Source organism: Aeromonas sp. 25-248, assembly GCF_053005425.1.
The window spans coordinates 223,114-237,141 of record NZ_JBRKTB010000002.1; the positions used below are offsets into that span (position 1 = coordinate 223,114).

Consider the following 14,028-nt stretch of genomic DNA (forward strand, 5'->3'; position numbering starts at 1 on the left):
GGACCGGCAAGACGCCAAGGGGCCATCAGACCCGTTCAGGGAACGCACCGCGTTCACCACGGGCAGGCCCCCATCACGACAGCGCGATAAGGAGTACTGAGATGAAATTACTGGATGTGAAAGATCTGCGGGTCGAGTTCAAGACCCCGGACGGCAATGTGGTGGCCGTCAACGACCTCAACTTTTCTCTTTCTGCCGGCGAAACCCTGGGGATCGTCGGGGAATCGGGCTCAGGCAAGTCCCAGACTGCCTTTGCCATCATGGGGCTGCTCGCGAAGAACGGTGTCATAACCGGCTCGGCCAAATTTCAGGGGGACGAGATCCTGAATCTGCCGGAGCACAAGCTCAACAAGATCCGCTCCGAGAAGATCGCCATGATCTTCCAGGACCCCATGACGTCGCTCAACCCCTACATGAAGGTCAAGGATCAGCTGATGGAAGTGCTGATGCTGCACAAGGGGATGACCAAGGCCGCTGCTTTCGAGGAGTCTGTGCGCATGCTGGACGCGGTGAAGATCCCCGAGTCGCGCAAGCGGATGAACATGTACCCCCACGAGTTCTCCGGCGGCATGCGCCAGCGGGTGATGATCGCCATGGCGCTCCTGTGCCGGCCGCAGCTGCTCATCGCCGACGAGCCGACCACGGCGCTGGACGTGACGGTACAGGCCCAGATCATGACCCTGATGAACGAGCTCAAGCGCGAGTTCAACACCGCCATCATCATGATCACCCACGATCTTGGCGTCGTGGCCGGCATCTGCGACAAGGTGCTGGTGATGTACGCAGGCCGGACCATGGAGTACGGCCGGGTCAACGATATCTTCTATCGCCCGAGCCACCCCTATACCGAAGGCTTGCTGCGCGCCATTCCCCGCCTCGACACCGAAGGGGAAGAGCTGCCCACCATTCCGGGCAATCCGCCCAACCTGCTGCGTTTGCCCACCGGCTGCCCCTTCCAGGAGCGTTGCCACCGGGTGAGCGAGATTTGTGGCCAGCAGTCTCCGATCCTGACGCCGTTCAACGACGGCCGGGAGCGGGCGTGCCACTGGGTATCGGATGCCATGATCAAGGGAGTGAACTAAATGGGTACTGACAAGAAACTGCTGCTGGAAGTGTCCGACCTCAAGGTTCACTTCCATATCAAGAGTGACAAGGCCTGGCCCTGGGCCAAGCCCTCCGCCCTGAAGGCGGTGGACGGGGTGACCCTGCGCCTCTATGAAGGGGAGACCCTGGGCGTAGTGGGGGAGTCCGGTTGCGGCAAATCCACCTTCGCCCGTGCCCTCATCGGCCTGGTACCGGCCACCGACGGCAAGGTGGTGTGGCTTGGGCAGGACTTGACCAAGCTCGAGCAGAACGCCCTGCGGGAGAAGCGCAAGGAGATCCAGATGATCTTCCAGGACCCGCTGGCCTCCCTGAACCCCCGCATGACCATAGGCGACATCATCGCCGAGCCCCTCATCACCTTCTACCCGACCCTGCCAAGGGAAGAGGTGAAGGAGAAGGTGCGCGCCATGATGACCAAGGTGGGTCTGTTGCCGAACCTGGTGAACCGTTACCCCCATGAGTTCTCCGGCGGCCAGTGCCAGCGCATCGGCATCGCCCGGGCGCTCATCCTCGAGCCCAAGATGATCATCTGTGACGAGCCGGTCTCGGCGCTGGATGTCTCCATCCAGGCTCAGGTGGTGAACCTGCTCAAATCTCTGCAAAAGGAGATGGGTCTCTCCCTCATCTTCATCGCCCACGACCTCTCCGTGGTCAAACACATCTCCGATCGGGTGCTGGTGATGTACCTGGGCAACGCGGTGGAGCTGGGGACCGGCAAGGAGATCTTCGCCAATCCCCTGCACCCCTATACCAAGGCGCTGATGTCGGCGGTCCCCATCCCGGATCCGGATCTGGAGCGCAGCAAGGTCATCCAGATCCTGGAAGGGGACCTGCCATCCCCCATGAATCCGCCCTCCGGTTGCGTGTTCCGTACCCGCTGCCCGGTGGCAGGTCCGGAGTGCGCCAAGACCCGGCCCCAGCTCGAGGGCAACTTCGACCACGCGGTTTCCTGTCTCAAGGTGGATCCGCTCTGAGAACCTGTTAACGATCTTGCTGCGAGGCCGTGATCAAGGCTCATGCGCTGTTCGGAATCCTCATGTATTCATATACATTCCGGTTCCTGCGCTGCTCTTTACCTTGTTGACGACCTCTCGCGACAGCTCGTAAACAGGTTCTAAGGAGAACCGTATCGAGAAGGGCGCGTGCTGGCGCCCTTTTTATTGCATGGGGGATAAGATGCCTCTTGGCGCCAGCGGTTGTCGCTGCTACTATCCGCCGCACAAGGGGAGTAACTTCTCGCCGGTTTGTCGTCATTACGGTGCACCCATATCCTGCAGTGCACCCGGCAGCCGGGCAGTTGACGCAAGTCGGCTGTAAGTGAGACCTTGCCGAGAGGCAAGGTGTATCTGCTCCAAACGCGAACCCACTGCCTCCCGGCCGTGGGTTTTGTCGTTTTGGGAGAAGTGAAAATGGGTGAATGGTGGATGTGGACCGGTTTCTTCAGCATAGTGCTGGTCCTGTTGTGGATTGATATCCGCTTTGTCGGTGGCGGCAAGGCGCACAAGGTGTCCCTGAAAGAGGCGGGCATCTGGTCTCTCATCTGGGTCAGCGTGGCGCTCCTGTTCAACCTGGCCATCTGGCTCTGGCTGGATCACAGTGCCGGGCGCGAGATCGCGAACCAGAAGGGGCTGGAGTTTCTCACCGGCTACCTCATCGAAAAGGCACTGGCGGTGGACAACGTCTTCGTCTGGCTGATGCTGTTCGGCTACTTCGCCATCCCGGCGGAGCTGCAGCGCCGGGTCCTGCTCTACGGGGTGCTGGGGGCCATCGTGATGCGCGCCGGCATGGTGTTCGCGGGCAGCTGGCTCATCGAGCAGTTCCACTGGATCCTCTACCTGTTCGGGGCTTTCCTGCTGCTGACCGGTGCCAAGATGCTGTGGGCGGCCGACAAGGAGCCGGATCTCGAGAACAATGCCCTGCTCGGCTGGATGCGTCGTCGTTTCAAGGTGACCGAGACGCTGGAGGGAGAGAAGTTCTTCGTCTGGCGTGACGGTGTGCGCTACGCGACCCCGCTGCTGCTCATCCTGGTGCTGGTGGAGGTGAGCGACCTCATCTTCGCGGTGGACAGTATCCCGGCCATCTTCGCGGTGACCACGGATCCCTTCATCGTGCTCACCTCCAACATCTTCGCCATCATGGGGCTGCGCGCCATGTACTTCCTGCTGGCCGGGGTGGCCGATCGCTTCGCCCTGCTCAAATACGGCCTGGCGCTGATCCTGATGTTCATCGGGGTCAAGATGTTGCTGCTCGATATCTTCAAGATACCGACCGGCATCGCCCTTGGCGTGGTGGCGCTGATCCTGCTGGCCTCCATGGGGCTGAGTCTGCTGATGACCCGCAAAAAGGCGGCGTGAACGGCGCAGTAAAAAGGGCTCCCTCGGGAGCCCTTTTTCATGTCAGCAATTTGCTTAGCGCTTGATCTTCTTGGGGTTGGTGTAGCCCCAGACGGTGTACATGTCCGCCAATAGGGCACCGTTGTACTCCTCCAGATCAGATTGTTTCACCTCGGCATCACCCTGGCGTCCGAACAGGACCACCTCGTCACCGGGTTTGATCCCCTTGATGTCGGTGACGTCCACCATGGTGGTGTTCATGGAAGTCTTGCCCACGACGGGGGCCTTCTGGCCATGGATCAGCACATAGGCCTTGTTGCTCATGGCGCGGCGGTAGCCGTCGGAGTAGCCCATCGGCAGGTTGGCCAGCAGGGAGTCGCGCTTGAGGGTGAAGGTGCGGTCATAGCCGACGGTGTTGCCCGCCGGGTAGTGGTTGACGGAGGCGACCTGGGTCTTGAACGCCATCACCTTCTTGTACTCGGTGTAGGAGGGAATGGTGTCGCCATAGATGATGCCGCCCGGGCGCACCATGTCAAAGTAGGCTTCCGGTACTTCCAGGGTGGCGAAGGAGTTGGCGGCGTGGATGGTGAGCTTGCTGCGATCCAGCTTGCCGGCGTCGATGAGCCACTGGTAGTCCAGCTTGAACTGGGCCAGCCCCAGCTTGACGTCCTCTTTCTCCTCCACCGGGAAGTGGGTCATGATGCCGACCGGGGTGATCCCCTTGAGCTTGAGCATGGCCAGGGCATCGGCCTTGGCATCGTCCTGGCGCAGATCGATGCCGTTGCGGCTCATGCCGGCGGAGTTCAGGCCGATGTGCACCGGGATGTTGGTGTGATGGCGCTGGGCGATGCCGGCGATCCCCTTGGCGCTCTCCAGGCTGCCGATGAGCTCCTCCAGCTTGTAGGGCAGGGCCTGCTCCACTTCATCCGGGGTGGCGGCACGCACCCGCATCAGGCGACCTTCGAAGCCCTTCTCGCGGGCCACGCGGGCCTCTTCGTTGCTGGCGATGCCGATGCAAGGGATGCCTGCCTTGACCACGGAAGGGACCAGCAGGTCGATGCCGTGACCGTAGGCGTCCGCCTTCATGATGGCGCAGATCTGCGGGCCCTTGTCACCGAGGCGATTCTTCAGGGTCTGGATGTTGTGCTCGAAGGCACCGAGATCCACTTCCAGCCAGGCGTTGGCGGCGGTCTGTTCCTGACCGTTGCGGTGGTCGTCGGCGAGCGGCAGATAGGGGGCGGCGACCGCCTGGCCGGCCAGCAGGCCAAAGATCAGGGTCGCGAGCAGTGTTTTCTTGTGCATGGGGCAAGTCCTTTCTTATTGTCTTGAGTTGAGGCTGGGCTCATCGCTGAGGCGAGCTGCGGCAGGGCTGGTCATAGCATGTTGCTATGCTAATGATATATTTCACTTTTCATCCAGATGCCGACTCTGGGAGTGTATCTCAACGGCGTCAATCGTGGCACGTGTTGCAGGAAGAAAATATGAAGCTGACGTTGCGGATTCCACCGCTGCTGCTGTTCGTCGCCATCGTGCTCGCCATGTGGCTGGGGCGGGGCGATGGGAGGGCAGCGCCCCTGTGGCTGGTGCTGGTCGCCACGCTGTGGCTGGCGGGAGCCCTGCTGGGAGGCGGTGCGCTTCTGCATTTCTGGCAGCAGCGCACCACCGTGCACCCCCAGCGGCTGGAGAGCAGCCGGGTGCTGGTGACCCGGGGCGTCTATCGCATCAGCCGCAATCCCATGTACCTGGGGCTGCTCTGCTGGACCCTGGCGCTGGCGTGCTATCTGGGAGGCATGGCAGTGTGGCTCGGGCCGCTGCTGCTCTGGGGCTGGCTTACCCGCTTCCAGATCCTGGCAGAGGAGCAGGCGCTGCGGCGACAATTCGGCGATGCCTATGACGACTATTGCCGGCAGGTCAGGCGCTGGTGTTGAGGCGCGGCGTGCCCATCAGGCATATGACAACGGCCCGCAGAGGCGGGCCGTTGTCATGGTGGTCAGGGGATCACGCCTTGGCGGAGTCCACCTCGCCGAGGGGAGCGGTCTCACCCAGGCTGTCTTCGCTCTTGGCCACCACGCTCGCGGCGATGGCGTTGCCCAGCACGTTGGTGGCGGAGCGCCCCATGTCGAGGAAGTGGTCGATGCCGAGCAGCAGCAGGATGCCCGCTTCCGGGATGTGGAACTGGTTGAGGGTGGCTGCAATCACCACCAGGGAGGCGCGGGGCACCCCGGCCATTCCCTTGGAAGTAACCATCAACAGCAGCAGCATGGTGATCTGCTGGGCCGTGGAGAGCTCGATGCCATAGGCCTGGGCGATGAACATCACCGCGAAGGTGCAGTACATCATGGAGCCGTCCAGGTTGAAGGAGTAGCCCATGGGGAGCACGAAGCTGGCGATGCGCTTGTCACAGCCAAATTTCTCCAGCCTGTCCAGGGTCTTGGGGTAGGCAGCCTCGGAGCTGGCGGTGGAGAAGGCCAGCAGGATGGGCTCGCGGATGAGGGCGAGCAGGGTCAGGATGCGGCGGCGGATGAAGAGGCTGCCCATGGCGATGAGCAGCAGCCAGAGGCAGCCGAGCGCCAGATAGAACTGGGCCATGAAGGTGCCATAGGTGGCGAGGATGCCGAGCCCCTCCTTGGCGACCATGGCGGCGATGGCGCCAAACACCGCGAACGGGGCGAAGTTCATCACGTAGCCGGTCACCTTGAGCATGATCTCGGCGCCGCTGGCCATCAGCTTGACCACGGGCTTGGCGTCGTCCCCCAGGGCGGCGGCGGCCAGCCCGAAGAAGAGGGAGAAGACCACGATCTGCAGGATCTCGTTGGTGGCCATCGCCTCGACCACGCTTTTCGGGATGGCGTGGGTCACGAAATCCTTGAGGGAGATGGCGGTGGCAACCACGCCGGAGCTGGCGCCGTCATCGGGCAGGGAGAGGGAGAGCCCCACCCCGGGTTGCATCAGGTGGACCATGACCAGCCCCAGGGTCAGGGACATCAGGGAGGCGAGCATGAACCAGCCCAGAGTCTTGACGCCGATGCGGCCCACGGTGCGGGTGTCGCCCATCTTGGCGATGCCGACCACGAGCGTGGTGAACACCAGGGGGGCGATGATCATCTTGATGAGGCGCAGGAAGATGTCGGTCAGCAGGGTGATGTCATCGGCAAAGCCTGCGGCCTGTGCGGGCGCGAGCAGGCGATAACCCTGCCCGGTCACGATGCCAAGCAACATCGCAATGAGGATGGCAACGGTCAACTTGTTCATTTTCATGGGGGAGTTCCGGTTTCGATAGGTGCAATGCCTGTGCAGGCGGCGAGGGGCCGCCTCAGTCCTTTTTTGTGATCCGGGCGGTGGAATCCAGACCGCCGGTGTGCTGGAGCATGCCTAATCGCGAAGGGGAAATCCAGTGACTTGTTTCGGAGTTTTGCGCTGTTGTTAGCTGCATTTGACATGCATCTTGTGATTTATTTGTATTAATCGCTGTTTATTTTAATTTTTGCGAGATAAACGGCTTCCATGCTCTGTACGTCCCGGGGGCTGGCCTCCAGGGTGAAGACGAGCAGGGCCGAGGTGCGATGTTCCACCTGCATGTCGTCCATGAAGGTGTCTGGCTCGTACTCGTCGAACCCGAATTGGGGGCGGGTCGGGGTGACCCTGACGGCATCCCGCGACAGGGTCAGCGTCTCGACCCGAATCCAGGGGTATCCCTTTGCCAGTGCCACCTCACCGGCCCGCTTGAGCACGTATTTGCGCGCCGTTTCCCTGTCCACCAGATCGTTGCCCACAAACTCCAGTTGCCAGCGGGCCGGGCCAAGCTGGGTCTGTGAAAAACCGGTCTGGCCATTCCAGAACGATTTTTCACTGTCATAGGCGGTGGCGCAGCCCGCGAGCTGGCCGACCAGCAGGGCGCTGAGGGCAAGGGTGCAGAAAGTACGAAGGGAAGGCAACATGATGCGGGCCGCTTGGCAAAGGGGGGTTTACTACAGCACAAAGGGATCGGAGAGACAATCGCGGTGGAAGACCATAAAAGAAAAGGCCTTGTCGTCTGACAAGGCCTTTCTCGGGGAATTTGGTCGGTGTGAGAGGATTCGAACCTCCGACCCTCTACACCCCATGCAGATGCGCTACCTGGCTGCGCTACACACCGACGGAGTCAGCTCGGCTGACGGGGAGGGAGTTTATGGAGATGCCCCGACCCTGTCAACAGGGGAAATTCAGGTTCGAGATCGTTTGCCTGCTTTGCGAGCAACTTCGGATCAAAGTGCGACCAGTGGTGCATTTTGTCGGCACCTCACCGCTGTCTTGCAGGAAAAACGGCCACCCGGAGGTGGCCGTTTGGCGTGATGCTCTCAAGCCGAGATCAGCGGTTGAAGGTCAAGCGCTTGCCCAATACCTTGTCGGTGACTTGGCCGTTCTGCCAGGCTATTTGCCCGTTGACCAGGGTCATCTCAAGCAAGGCGCGCTGGAAGCGGTCATCATCCAAATCAGCGGTTGAAGGTGAGTCGCTTGCCCAATACCTTGTCGGTGACTTGGCCATTCTGCCAGGCAATCTGGCCGTTCACCAGGGTCATCTCGATGGTGCTCTGGAAGCGGTAGCCGTTGAACGGGGACCAGCCGCACAGGTAGAGCAGGTTGCTGTCGGTGACCACGTAGGGCTTGCCGAGATCCAGCAGCACCAGGTCGGCGAAGTAGCCTTCCCGGATGTAGCCGCGATCCTGCACCTGGAAGCGCTCGGCCACCGCGTGGGAGGTCTTCTTGACGATGGTTTCCAGGCTGAAGACCCCGTTGTGGTAGAGCTCCAGCAGCGCCTGCAGGGAGTGCTGCACCAGGGGCACGCCGGACGGCGCCTTGAAGTAGCTGTTCTGCTTCTCTTCCCAGGTGTGGGGGGCGTGGTCGGTGGCGATGATGTCGAGCACGTCGCTGCGTACCGCATCCAGCAGGGCGTGCTGGTCGGCAGCGCTCTTCACCGCCGGGTTGCACTTGATCTGGCTGCCCAGGGTGTCGTAGTCCGCCTCGTTGAAGAAGAGGTGGTGGACGCACACTTCGGCGGTGATGTTCTTGTCCTTGAGATCCTTCAGATCCGGGGTGGCGGTAAAGAGCGAGAGCTCTTTCGCCGTGGTCAGGTGCAGCACGTGCAGCTTGGCGCCGTACTGCTTGGCCAGGGAGACCGCCATGCTGGAGGATTTGTAGCAGGCGTCCGCGCTGCGGATGCGGCCGTGCTCGCGCATGGGCACGTCTTCGCCCCACTTGGCGCGAGCTTCGTCTTCCAGCACCTTGATGGACGGGGTGTCCTCGCAGTGGGTGACGATCATCACCGGGCTCTCGCGGAAGATGGCTGCCAGGGTCTCCTGGTTGTCCACCAGCATGTTGCCGGTGGAGGCCCCCATGAAGATCTTGATGCCGCAGGACTGCTTGGGATCGAGCTTCTTGATCTCTTCCAGGTTGTCGTTGGTGGCACCCAGGTAGAAGCTGTAGTTGGCGGCGGCGGAGTTGGCGGCGATCTGGTATTTGGCTTCGAGGGCGTCGATGGTGGTGGTCTGGGGATTGACGTTGGGCATTTCCATGAAGCTGGTGGTGCCACCGGCCACGGCGGCCCGGGATTCACTGGCGATGGTTCCCTTGTGGGTCAGGCCGGGCTCCCGGAAGTGGACCTGATCATCGATCATCCCGGGGATGAGATGACGGCCCGTTGCATCGATCACCACGGCATCGGGGGCACTGATGTCCGGGGCGACGCGGGCGATCCGCTCACCCTCGATCAGGACGTCGGAGGCATAGATGCGGCCTTCGTTGACCAGGGTGGCATTCTTGATAAGCAATTTGTTCATGGGGGGTTCCAGTTCCTTTGCCGGGAATTGTGGGGGTTGACTATTCATCTAATAAATCAATCGCTTACTGTTGGATCTTTTTTTCTTGGGGCGTCATTGGGGCAAAAAGGCCTTTTGATTGCATCTGCTCCCAGATCCTGACCGCCTCAGATTTGCTCGCCGAGGCGATCCACTTTCCGTAGACGGATTGTAACATTTCAAGGTCAGCGTGACCCATTTGCGCTGCAATATACGCGAGATTTCCATGCGACGTCAGGTTCCAACTAGCAAACGTATGCCTAAGTTGATAGAAGCGCCGGTATCTTACTCCGGCTCTCCTCATGATGTTGCTCCAGGCATGAGACACCCCGGCGGCGGTGAAGAACTCCTTGGCGTGTGGAACATGGGGGCCCGTCACCTTAGGCGTGAATACCGGCCTGATGCTCTGGCGCTCGATGCGACCATTCATGTCCACATCTACCGACACCACAGCACGCATGAACGACAATGCCATCTGTGACCTGAGAGCTGCGATCACGGGCGGTTGCAGATCAACCTCCCGGGGCTCGTTGGTCTTGGGCAGTTTGAAATAGTCCGATTCGTTACTGATGTTCCTGCTGATGACCATGACCCCTTTTTCGAGGTCGATGTCCTCCCAAGCAAGAGCCCTCAACTCACCTGTTCTAAGGCCAGTATAGATGGCAAGGGTGATCATGTTTCGTTGCTGCTCGTGGGAGCATGCTTCCAGCAGCCGGGTGTATTCATCAAATTCGAAAGGGTCTGCCGGTGAGGTTTTTCTGGTGGTGACTGGCCTCACACCTCCTGTGAGTCTTGCTGCATCCGCAAGTAAGTTGTTCTTCTCACACCAGCGAAGCAACTGCCTGAATCGCCCGAGGTAGGTGACGATGGAGCTGGGTTTGAGTGAGATGTGCAGCTCATTGCGGATCAGCTCTATGTCCTTGGGCATCAGCGTTGAGACCTGTCGGTCTTTACCCAGGACATTGATGCACGCCTCAATGGCGAACGGGTAGCCATGTCGAGAGGTTGGCTTCAGCATAGGTTTGTGAAGCCGCCAGAAATCCTGATAGGCCTCCCAGATGGTGACGTTTCGCCGGCTTCCTCCAAATCGAGTCAGTGCTGAGCTGTCAGGGAAATGATGTGCGTAGCTGAAGGTACCGATCGCAATCTCATGCTTGATGGTTGCGAGCTTGTTGGTGGCAAACTTCACGTTCGCCTTGGTGATGGGGAGGTCGAGGACCTCCCGGCAGCGCGCCCGTTTATAGGTGAAGGTAATGCGCAGCTTTTTGCCATGAACCTCCAATCCAGTGACTCCAGCCACTAGATCATCATGTTTGACTCGACCCACTTGTCATACTCCGCAACGTTGTAACGAATCTGGTTATCCGGGGCTCGGCACCATACCCGCCCTTCCGGCCACTCTCCTTTTAAGCGCCGTCCCTCGGCGGCTTTTTCTGTCATGCCTGTCAGTTCGGCGAATAACTTCGGCCTCACCCACCTAGCACATGGGTAGACGAATTGCTGCATTTGTTGGTCCTCATTAGTCTGGTTATTTCATCCCGGCCTGCTCGGTTGTAGAGGAAGCATTCAACCTGCTTCCTGCTGCTGACCGCCTGGTCAAGACGGTACTCCCCGAACGCCGGGCGTTTGAGTTGGTGCTGGTTGGCCAGCCGTCCAATGGCCTGGGCACTGACCCCCAACTCCTTGCCCAGGTCGGTGGCGCTCCAGAGCTGGCCGGCAACCCGGGGCGCTTCGATGGGCAGGTCGAAGTGCGCCAGGATGCGGCCGATCTCGGCGAGCTTGGCCGATCGGGAAAGGGTGGGGGAGCGCACGGTGCTGACCAGGTCGTTGAGTAGCTGGCTGTCCTGGTCGATGGTCAGTTGAAGTTGTTGCATGGCGTGGCCCTCCTGCTTCAGAGGATGGAGCGCCGGTTGAGTTGAAGGAAGGGCCGCTATTGGCCGTGCGGCTTGCGGATCCAACAAAAAAACCGGCACGAGGGCCGGGGTCTGGGCTGAAATGGGTGGTGCTTCAGTGCGACTGCATCAGCGCCTTGGGGCGCCGGGTGACGGAAGCAAGGGTCAGCTTCATCAGGTCGGCCAGGTCGTCATTGCTCATCAGGTCGAGCATGCGCTGCATGTCGCGCGGGTCGGTTGGGTTGATGACGCAGGCGCGTTCTGCCACCGGCCAGAGGGTAATACTATCCCCGCCATGGCGGCCGCTCATGCTGCCGCTGTCTGGCTCTGTGCTGAGCATGTAACGAGTGGTGCCCATCTTGTAGCAGAGGGCCTCGGCAACTTTGATGGCGGTGGTCATCAGGGCGCCACCTTCAACAACGGCAACGAGGTTTTGCATGGTGGCAGGGGCAATGGCTTGAGTGTTCATGGTTCGATTCTCCTGTAGAAGTGAATCGCTACCGAAGAGACCAATCGCGGCAACGGATTTTGTCGTTGCTTTTTTAGCATCTAGAAACATTGGCATGGTTGTCAATCCATGAAAAAGCCCAGCGCGAAGGCTGGGCTTGGGAATGAGGTGAGGCTGTTATTCTTTAGGCTGGTATTGCTCGTAGTAGTTGGCTGCCAGCTCCTGGCCTTGTGCCAACTGGTCTTGAGTTAACGACTTAGCCACGATATCGCGGTTCTCAATGGCTGAAATATTGCCGTTGGCCGATGAAACGGAGAACCAAGCATATGCTTGCACCTCGTTTTGAGGTACGCCGGCCCCCTCGTAATAGGCATAACCCATCATTGATTGAGCTAAGGGCTCACCTTGTTTGGCTGCTTTTTCAAACCATACTGTCGATTGCTGAATGTTCTTGGGTAGACCTTTCCCCTCATAATATTGCATGCCTAGCTTCATCTGAGCCATTGATACACCCTGCTCAGCCGCTTTACCAAACCAGTAAGCGGCTTGCTCATCATTTTGGAGTACTCCTTGGCCAGATGCATACAAGAGGCCTAGCCAATTTTGCGCATCAGCGAACCCTTGCTCAGCCGCTTTACCAAACCAGTGAGCGGCTTGTTTATCATCTTTAGCCACGCCTATGGCTTGGTAGTATGCAAGACCGAGCAAATGTTGCGCTCTATCGTTACCTTGTTTGGCTGCTTTCGTGAGCCAGAAAGCGGCGTCTTTCTCACTTTTAGGAATGCCAACCCCTTGGGAATACATCACACCAAGTAAAAGTTGCATCTTGGCAACGCCCTGTTCCGCCTGAGTTCTTACTTTTATCGGATCAATTTTTGATACATCGATAGGCTCTGCTAGCACTGCTTGCCCAGCCAACAACGCCACGCCCAGTACTATGGTATTTAACATCTTACCCAATCGTTCCATCATTCTTCCCTGCTTAAAAATGGGGCCATTATGACACCGAACAGGGTAGGCGTTAATGCCCCGGACTTGCCGGGGCTCTTGTCATGCCCGCCAGCCGCGGTACCCGATAAAGCCAGGCGCCAGCACCTGCCGGAGGGGCAGGACGGGTAGGTGGGCTATCAGGGTCTTGAGCTGGGGATTATCTGGTTGGCTGTCGATGGTGACACGGGCACCGGGATTGATGAGTAGATATCGCTCCCTCACGCTCACAGCCTCTTCTAGAGTTAACCCTGTTTGGATAATTGGTTCTCTGAAGCGCACCCATTCATTCCTCGCCGCCCAGAGCGGCAAGTAGGGCCGGGATGAACTGGGAGAGCTCTGCGGTAACTAGGGCGAAGTCGGCGTCCAGGCGTGCGGCCGGATCTTCGCTGGCAATGTCGTCGTTCTGCTCGCGCATGTCCTCGCTGAACTTGAGGCGCTTGATGGAGAGGTCGTCGCCCAGTACAAAGCTGAGGCGCTCACCCCAGTTCAGGGCCAACTTGGTGACCAGCTTGTCGTTGGCGAGGTGGTTTTTTACCTCGTCGGTCATCAGGTCTTGCTGTTTGAAGCGGGCGATCCCGCCGTGCTCCATGGCGCTGCGCAGCTCGGATTCATCCTCCAGGGTGAAAGCTGCTGGCAGATTTCCCTCTTGCAGCCATGCGGTCATGGTGATCTCGGGTGGGTTCTTGAGCGCCACCGGCACCACCGGCAGGCTTCCAATGGACTTGCGAAGCAGAGCCAGCACATCGTCCGCCTTCTTGGCGGAGGAGGCATCGACCATAAGCAGGCCGTCGGCCGGGTTGATCCAGGCGAAGGTGTTGGCGGTACGGCTGAACGCCCGGGGCAGTAGGGTGTGCAGCAGCTCCTCCTTGAGCGCTTCCTTCTCTTTCTTCTTGAGGGCGCGGCCCTGCTCATACTCGATGGCCTCCACCTTCTCTGCCAGCGCTTCCTTGATGACGGCGGTCGGCAGGATCTTGTCCTCGCGGCGGGCGCACAGCAGAATCTGGCCGTTGGCGGCATGGGTCAGGGTGTGGCCGAGCTTGCCGAAGGGTCGGGTCCAGCCAAAGCGGGAAATATCCTGGCTGCCGCAGGGGGTGAAGGCACACGCCTCCAGTTGGGTTTCCAGCTGTTCGGCGGTCAACTCGAACGGGCGGGTGAAACGGTAAACTTGAAGGTTTTTAAACCACATGGTCTGGGTCCTGTTGTTGGTTAGTTGCGGGCTTTCTTGGTCTGCAGGTCGTGAATCTTCTTGGCTGCGGCCTCGGCAGTTTGTCGGTCGCAGGTCGAGCCGCCGGGCAGGATGAACCTGCCCGGCTGCTTGGGATCGGGCATGATGACACCCAACCCGATGACTACTGCGCCGCAGTAGGGGTTTTCAGTGGCTTGCATGTTGGTCCTCGGAAATTGGAAGCCCCGTTGATCGAAGGGGC

General features: G+C 59.8%; 15 protein-coding genes and 1 tRNA gene. 5 read left to right on the forward strand and 11 right to left on the reverse strand.

Features of this window, described 5'->3' with window-relative positions; genetic code table 11:
- The first annotated feature begins 101 nt into the window (after positions 1 to 101).
- The 3 genes from oppD (at position 102) to ACVDHI_RS04410 (ending at position 3,458) form a co-directional block, all read left to right on the forward strand.
- Positions 102 to 1,082, forward strand: coding sequence for an ABC transporter ATP-binding protein (gene oppD, locus ACVDHI_RS04400; protein ID WP_039038983.1), 981 nt, complete (start codon positions 102 to 104; stop codon positions 1,080 to 1,082).
- Positions 1,083 to 2,078 (forward strand): murein tripeptide/oligopeptide ABC transporter ATP binding protein OppF, encoded by a 996-nt coding sequence (oppF, locus tag ACVDHI_RS04405; protein WP_010674333.1) that lies wholly within the window; start codon positions 1,083 to 1,085, stop codon positions 2,076 to 2,078.
- Positions 2,079 to 2,513: 435 nt separating this feature from the next.
- Positions 2,514 to 3,458, forward strand: coding sequence for a TerC family protein (locus ACVDHI_RS04410; protein WP_029314355.1), 945 nt, complete (start codon positions 2,514 to 2,516; stop codon positions 3,456 to 3,458).
- A 54-nt stretch (positions 3,459 to 3,512) separates the two neighbouring features.
- Here ACVDHI_RS04410 and alr read toward each other — a convergent pair whose 3' ends face one another.
- A complete protein-coding gene (alr, locus tag ACVDHI_RS04415) occupies positions 3,513 to 4,739 on the reverse strand; it encodes an alanine racemase (protein ID WP_041212842.1) in 1,227 nt (408 codons plus the stop codon).
- A 179-nt stretch (positions 4,740 to 4,918) separates the two neighbouring features.
- On the opposite strand from alr, the gene ACVDHI_RS04420 reads away from it, so the two are divergent.
- On the forward strand, positions 4,919 to 5,365 hold the full coding sequence (locus tag ACVDHI_RS04420; protein ID WP_447211740.1) for a methyltransferase family protein: 447 nt from the start codon (positions 4,919 to 4,921) through the stop codon (positions 5,363 to 5,365).
- 70 nt (positions 5,366 to 5,435) lie between these two features.
- On the opposite strand, the gene ACVDHI_RS04425 is transcribed toward ACVDHI_RS04420, so the two are convergent.
- The 3 genes from ACVDHI_RS04425 to ACVDHI_RS04435 all read right to left on the reverse strand — a co-directional run bounded on the left by ACVDHI_RS04425 (position 5,436) and on the right by ACVDHI_RS04435 (position 7,572).
- Complete coding sequence (locus ACVDHI_RS04425) at positions 5,436 to 6,695, reverse strand: dicarboxylate/amino acid:cation symporter (protein ID WP_447211741.1); 1,260 nt, start codon at positions 6,693 to 6,695, stop codon at positions 5,436 to 5,438.
- Positions 6,696 to 6,898: 203 nt separating this feature from the next.
- Positions 6,899 to 7,375 (reverse strand): CC0125/CC1285 family lipoprotein, encoded by a 477-nt coding sequence (locus ACVDHI_RS04430; RefSeq protein ID WP_438414137.1) that lies wholly within the window; start codon positions 7,373 to 7,375, stop codon positions 6,899 to 6,901.
- Positions 7,376 to 7,495: 120 nt separating this feature from the next.
- Positions 7,496 to 7,572, reverse strand: a tRNA-Pro gene (locus tag ACVDHI_RS04435).
- Between the two features lie 33 nt (positions 7,573 to 7,605).
- Here ACVDHI_RS04435 and ACVDHI_RS04440 point away from each other — a divergent pair.
- Positions 7,606 to 7,920 (forward strand): hypothetical protein, encoded by a 315-nt coding sequence (locus tag ACVDHI_RS04440; RefSeq protein WP_270665135.1) that lies wholly within the window; start codon positions 7,606 to 7,608, stop codon positions 7,918 to 7,920.
- On the opposite strand, the gene ACVDHI_RS04445 is transcribed toward ACVDHI_RS04440, so the two are convergent.
- The 7 genes from ACVDHI_RS04445 to ACVDHI_RS04475 form a co-directional block, all read right to left on the reverse strand.
- Complete coding sequence (locus tag ACVDHI_RS04445; protein ID WP_447211742.1) at positions 7,910 to 9,253, reverse strand: dihydroorotase; 1,344 nt, start codon at positions 9,251 to 9,253, stop codon at positions 7,910 to 7,912. The genes ACVDHI_RS04440 and ACVDHI_RS04445 overlap by 11 nt on opposite strands.
- A 64-nt stretch (positions 9,254 to 9,317) precedes the next feature.
- Positions 9,318 to 10,571, reverse strand: coding sequence for a site-specific integrase (locus tag ACVDHI_RS04450; RefSeq protein WP_216987506.1), 1,254 nt, complete (start codon positions 10,569 to 10,571; stop codon positions 9,318 to 9,320).
- A gap of 169 nt (positions 10,572 to 10,740) precedes the next feature.
- Entirely contained in the window at positions 10,741 to 11,145 is a 405-nt protein-coding gene (locus tag ACVDHI_RS04455; protein ID WP_342018447.1) for a hypothetical protein, read from the reverse strand.
- A gap of 133 nt (positions 11,146 to 11,278) precedes the next feature.
- Positions 11,279 to 11,632 (reverse strand): hypothetical protein, encoded by a 354-nt coding sequence (locus ACVDHI_RS04460; RefSeq protein WP_342018446.1) that lies wholly within the window; start codon positions 11,630 to 11,632, stop codon positions 11,279 to 11,281.
- 156 nt (positions 11,633 to 11,788) lie between these two features.
- Positions 11,789 to 12,583 (reverse strand): tetratricopeptide repeat protein, encoded by a 795-nt coding sequence (locus ACVDHI_RS04465; protein ID WP_342018445.1) that lies wholly within the window; start codon positions 12,581 to 12,583, stop codon positions 11,789 to 11,791.
- Positions 12,584 to 12,884: 301 nt separating this feature from the next.
- Entirely contained in the window at positions 12,885 to 13,787 is a 903-nt protein-coding gene (rdgC, locus tag ACVDHI_RS04470) for a recombination-associated protein RdgC (RefSeq protein WP_323943718.1), read from the reverse strand.
- A gap of 20 nt (positions 13,788 to 13,807) precedes the next feature.
- Entirely contained in the window at positions 13,808 to 13,987 is a 180-nt protein-coding gene (locus ACVDHI_RS04475; RefSeq protein WP_447211743.1) for a hypothetical protein, read from the reverse strand.
- Between the last annotated feature and the right edge of the window lie 41 nt (positions 13,988 to 14,028).

Coding starts and splice junctions, on each gene's coding strand:
- oppD (WP_039038983.1), top strand. CDS start 102: ATGAAATTACTGGATGTGAAAGATCTGCGGGTCGAGTTCAAGACCCCG.
- oppF (WP_010674333.1), top strand. CDS start 1,083: ATGGGTACTGACAAGAAACTGCTGCTGGAAGTGTCCGACCTCAAGGTT.
- ACVDHI_RS04410 (WP_029314355.1), top strand. CDS start 2,514: ATGGGTGAATGGTGGATGTGGACCGGTTTCTTCAGCATAGTGCTGGTC.
- alr (WP_041212842.1), bottom strand. CDS start 4,739: ATGCACAAGAAAACACTGCTCGCGACCCTGATCTTTGGCCTGCTGGCC.
- ACVDHI_RS04420 (WP_447211740.1), top strand. CDS start 4,919: ATGAAGCTGACGTTGCGGATTCCACCGCTGCTGCTGTTCGTCGCCATC.
- ACVDHI_RS04425 (WP_447211741.1), bottom strand. CDS start 6,695: ATGAAAATGAACAAGTTGACCGTTGCCATCCTCATTGCGATGTTGCTT.
- ACVDHI_RS04430 (WP_438414137.1), bottom strand. CDS start 7,375: ATGTTGCCTTCCCTTCGTACTTTCTGCACCCTTGCCCTCAGCGCCCTG.
- ACVDHI_RS04440 (WP_270665135.1), top strand. CDS start 7,606: ATGGAGATGCCCCGACCCTGTCAACAGGGGAAATTCAGGTTCGAGATC.
- ACVDHI_RS04445 (WP_447211742.1), bottom strand. CDS start 9,253: ATGAACAAATTGCTTATCAAGAATGCCACCCTGGTCAACGAAGGCCGC.
- ACVDHI_RS04455 (WP_342018447.1), bottom strand. CDS start 11,145: ATGCAACAACTTCAACTGACCATCGACCAGGACAGCCAGCTACTCAAC.
- ACVDHI_RS04460 (WP_342018446.1), bottom strand. CDS start 11,632: ATGAACACTCAAGCCATTGCCCCTGCCACCATGCAAAACCTCGTTGCC.
- ACVDHI_RS04465 (WP_342018445.1), bottom strand. CDS start 12,583: ATGATGGAACGATTGGGTAAGATGTTAAATACCATAGTACTGGGCGTG.
- rdgC (WP_323943718.1), bottom strand. CDS start 13,787: ATGTGGTTTAAAAACCTTCAAGTTTACCGTTTCACCCGCCCGTTCGAG.
- ACVDHI_RS04475 (WP_447211743.1), bottom strand. CDS start 13,987: ATGCAAGCCACTGAAAACCCCTACTGCGGCGCAGTAGTCATCGGGTTG.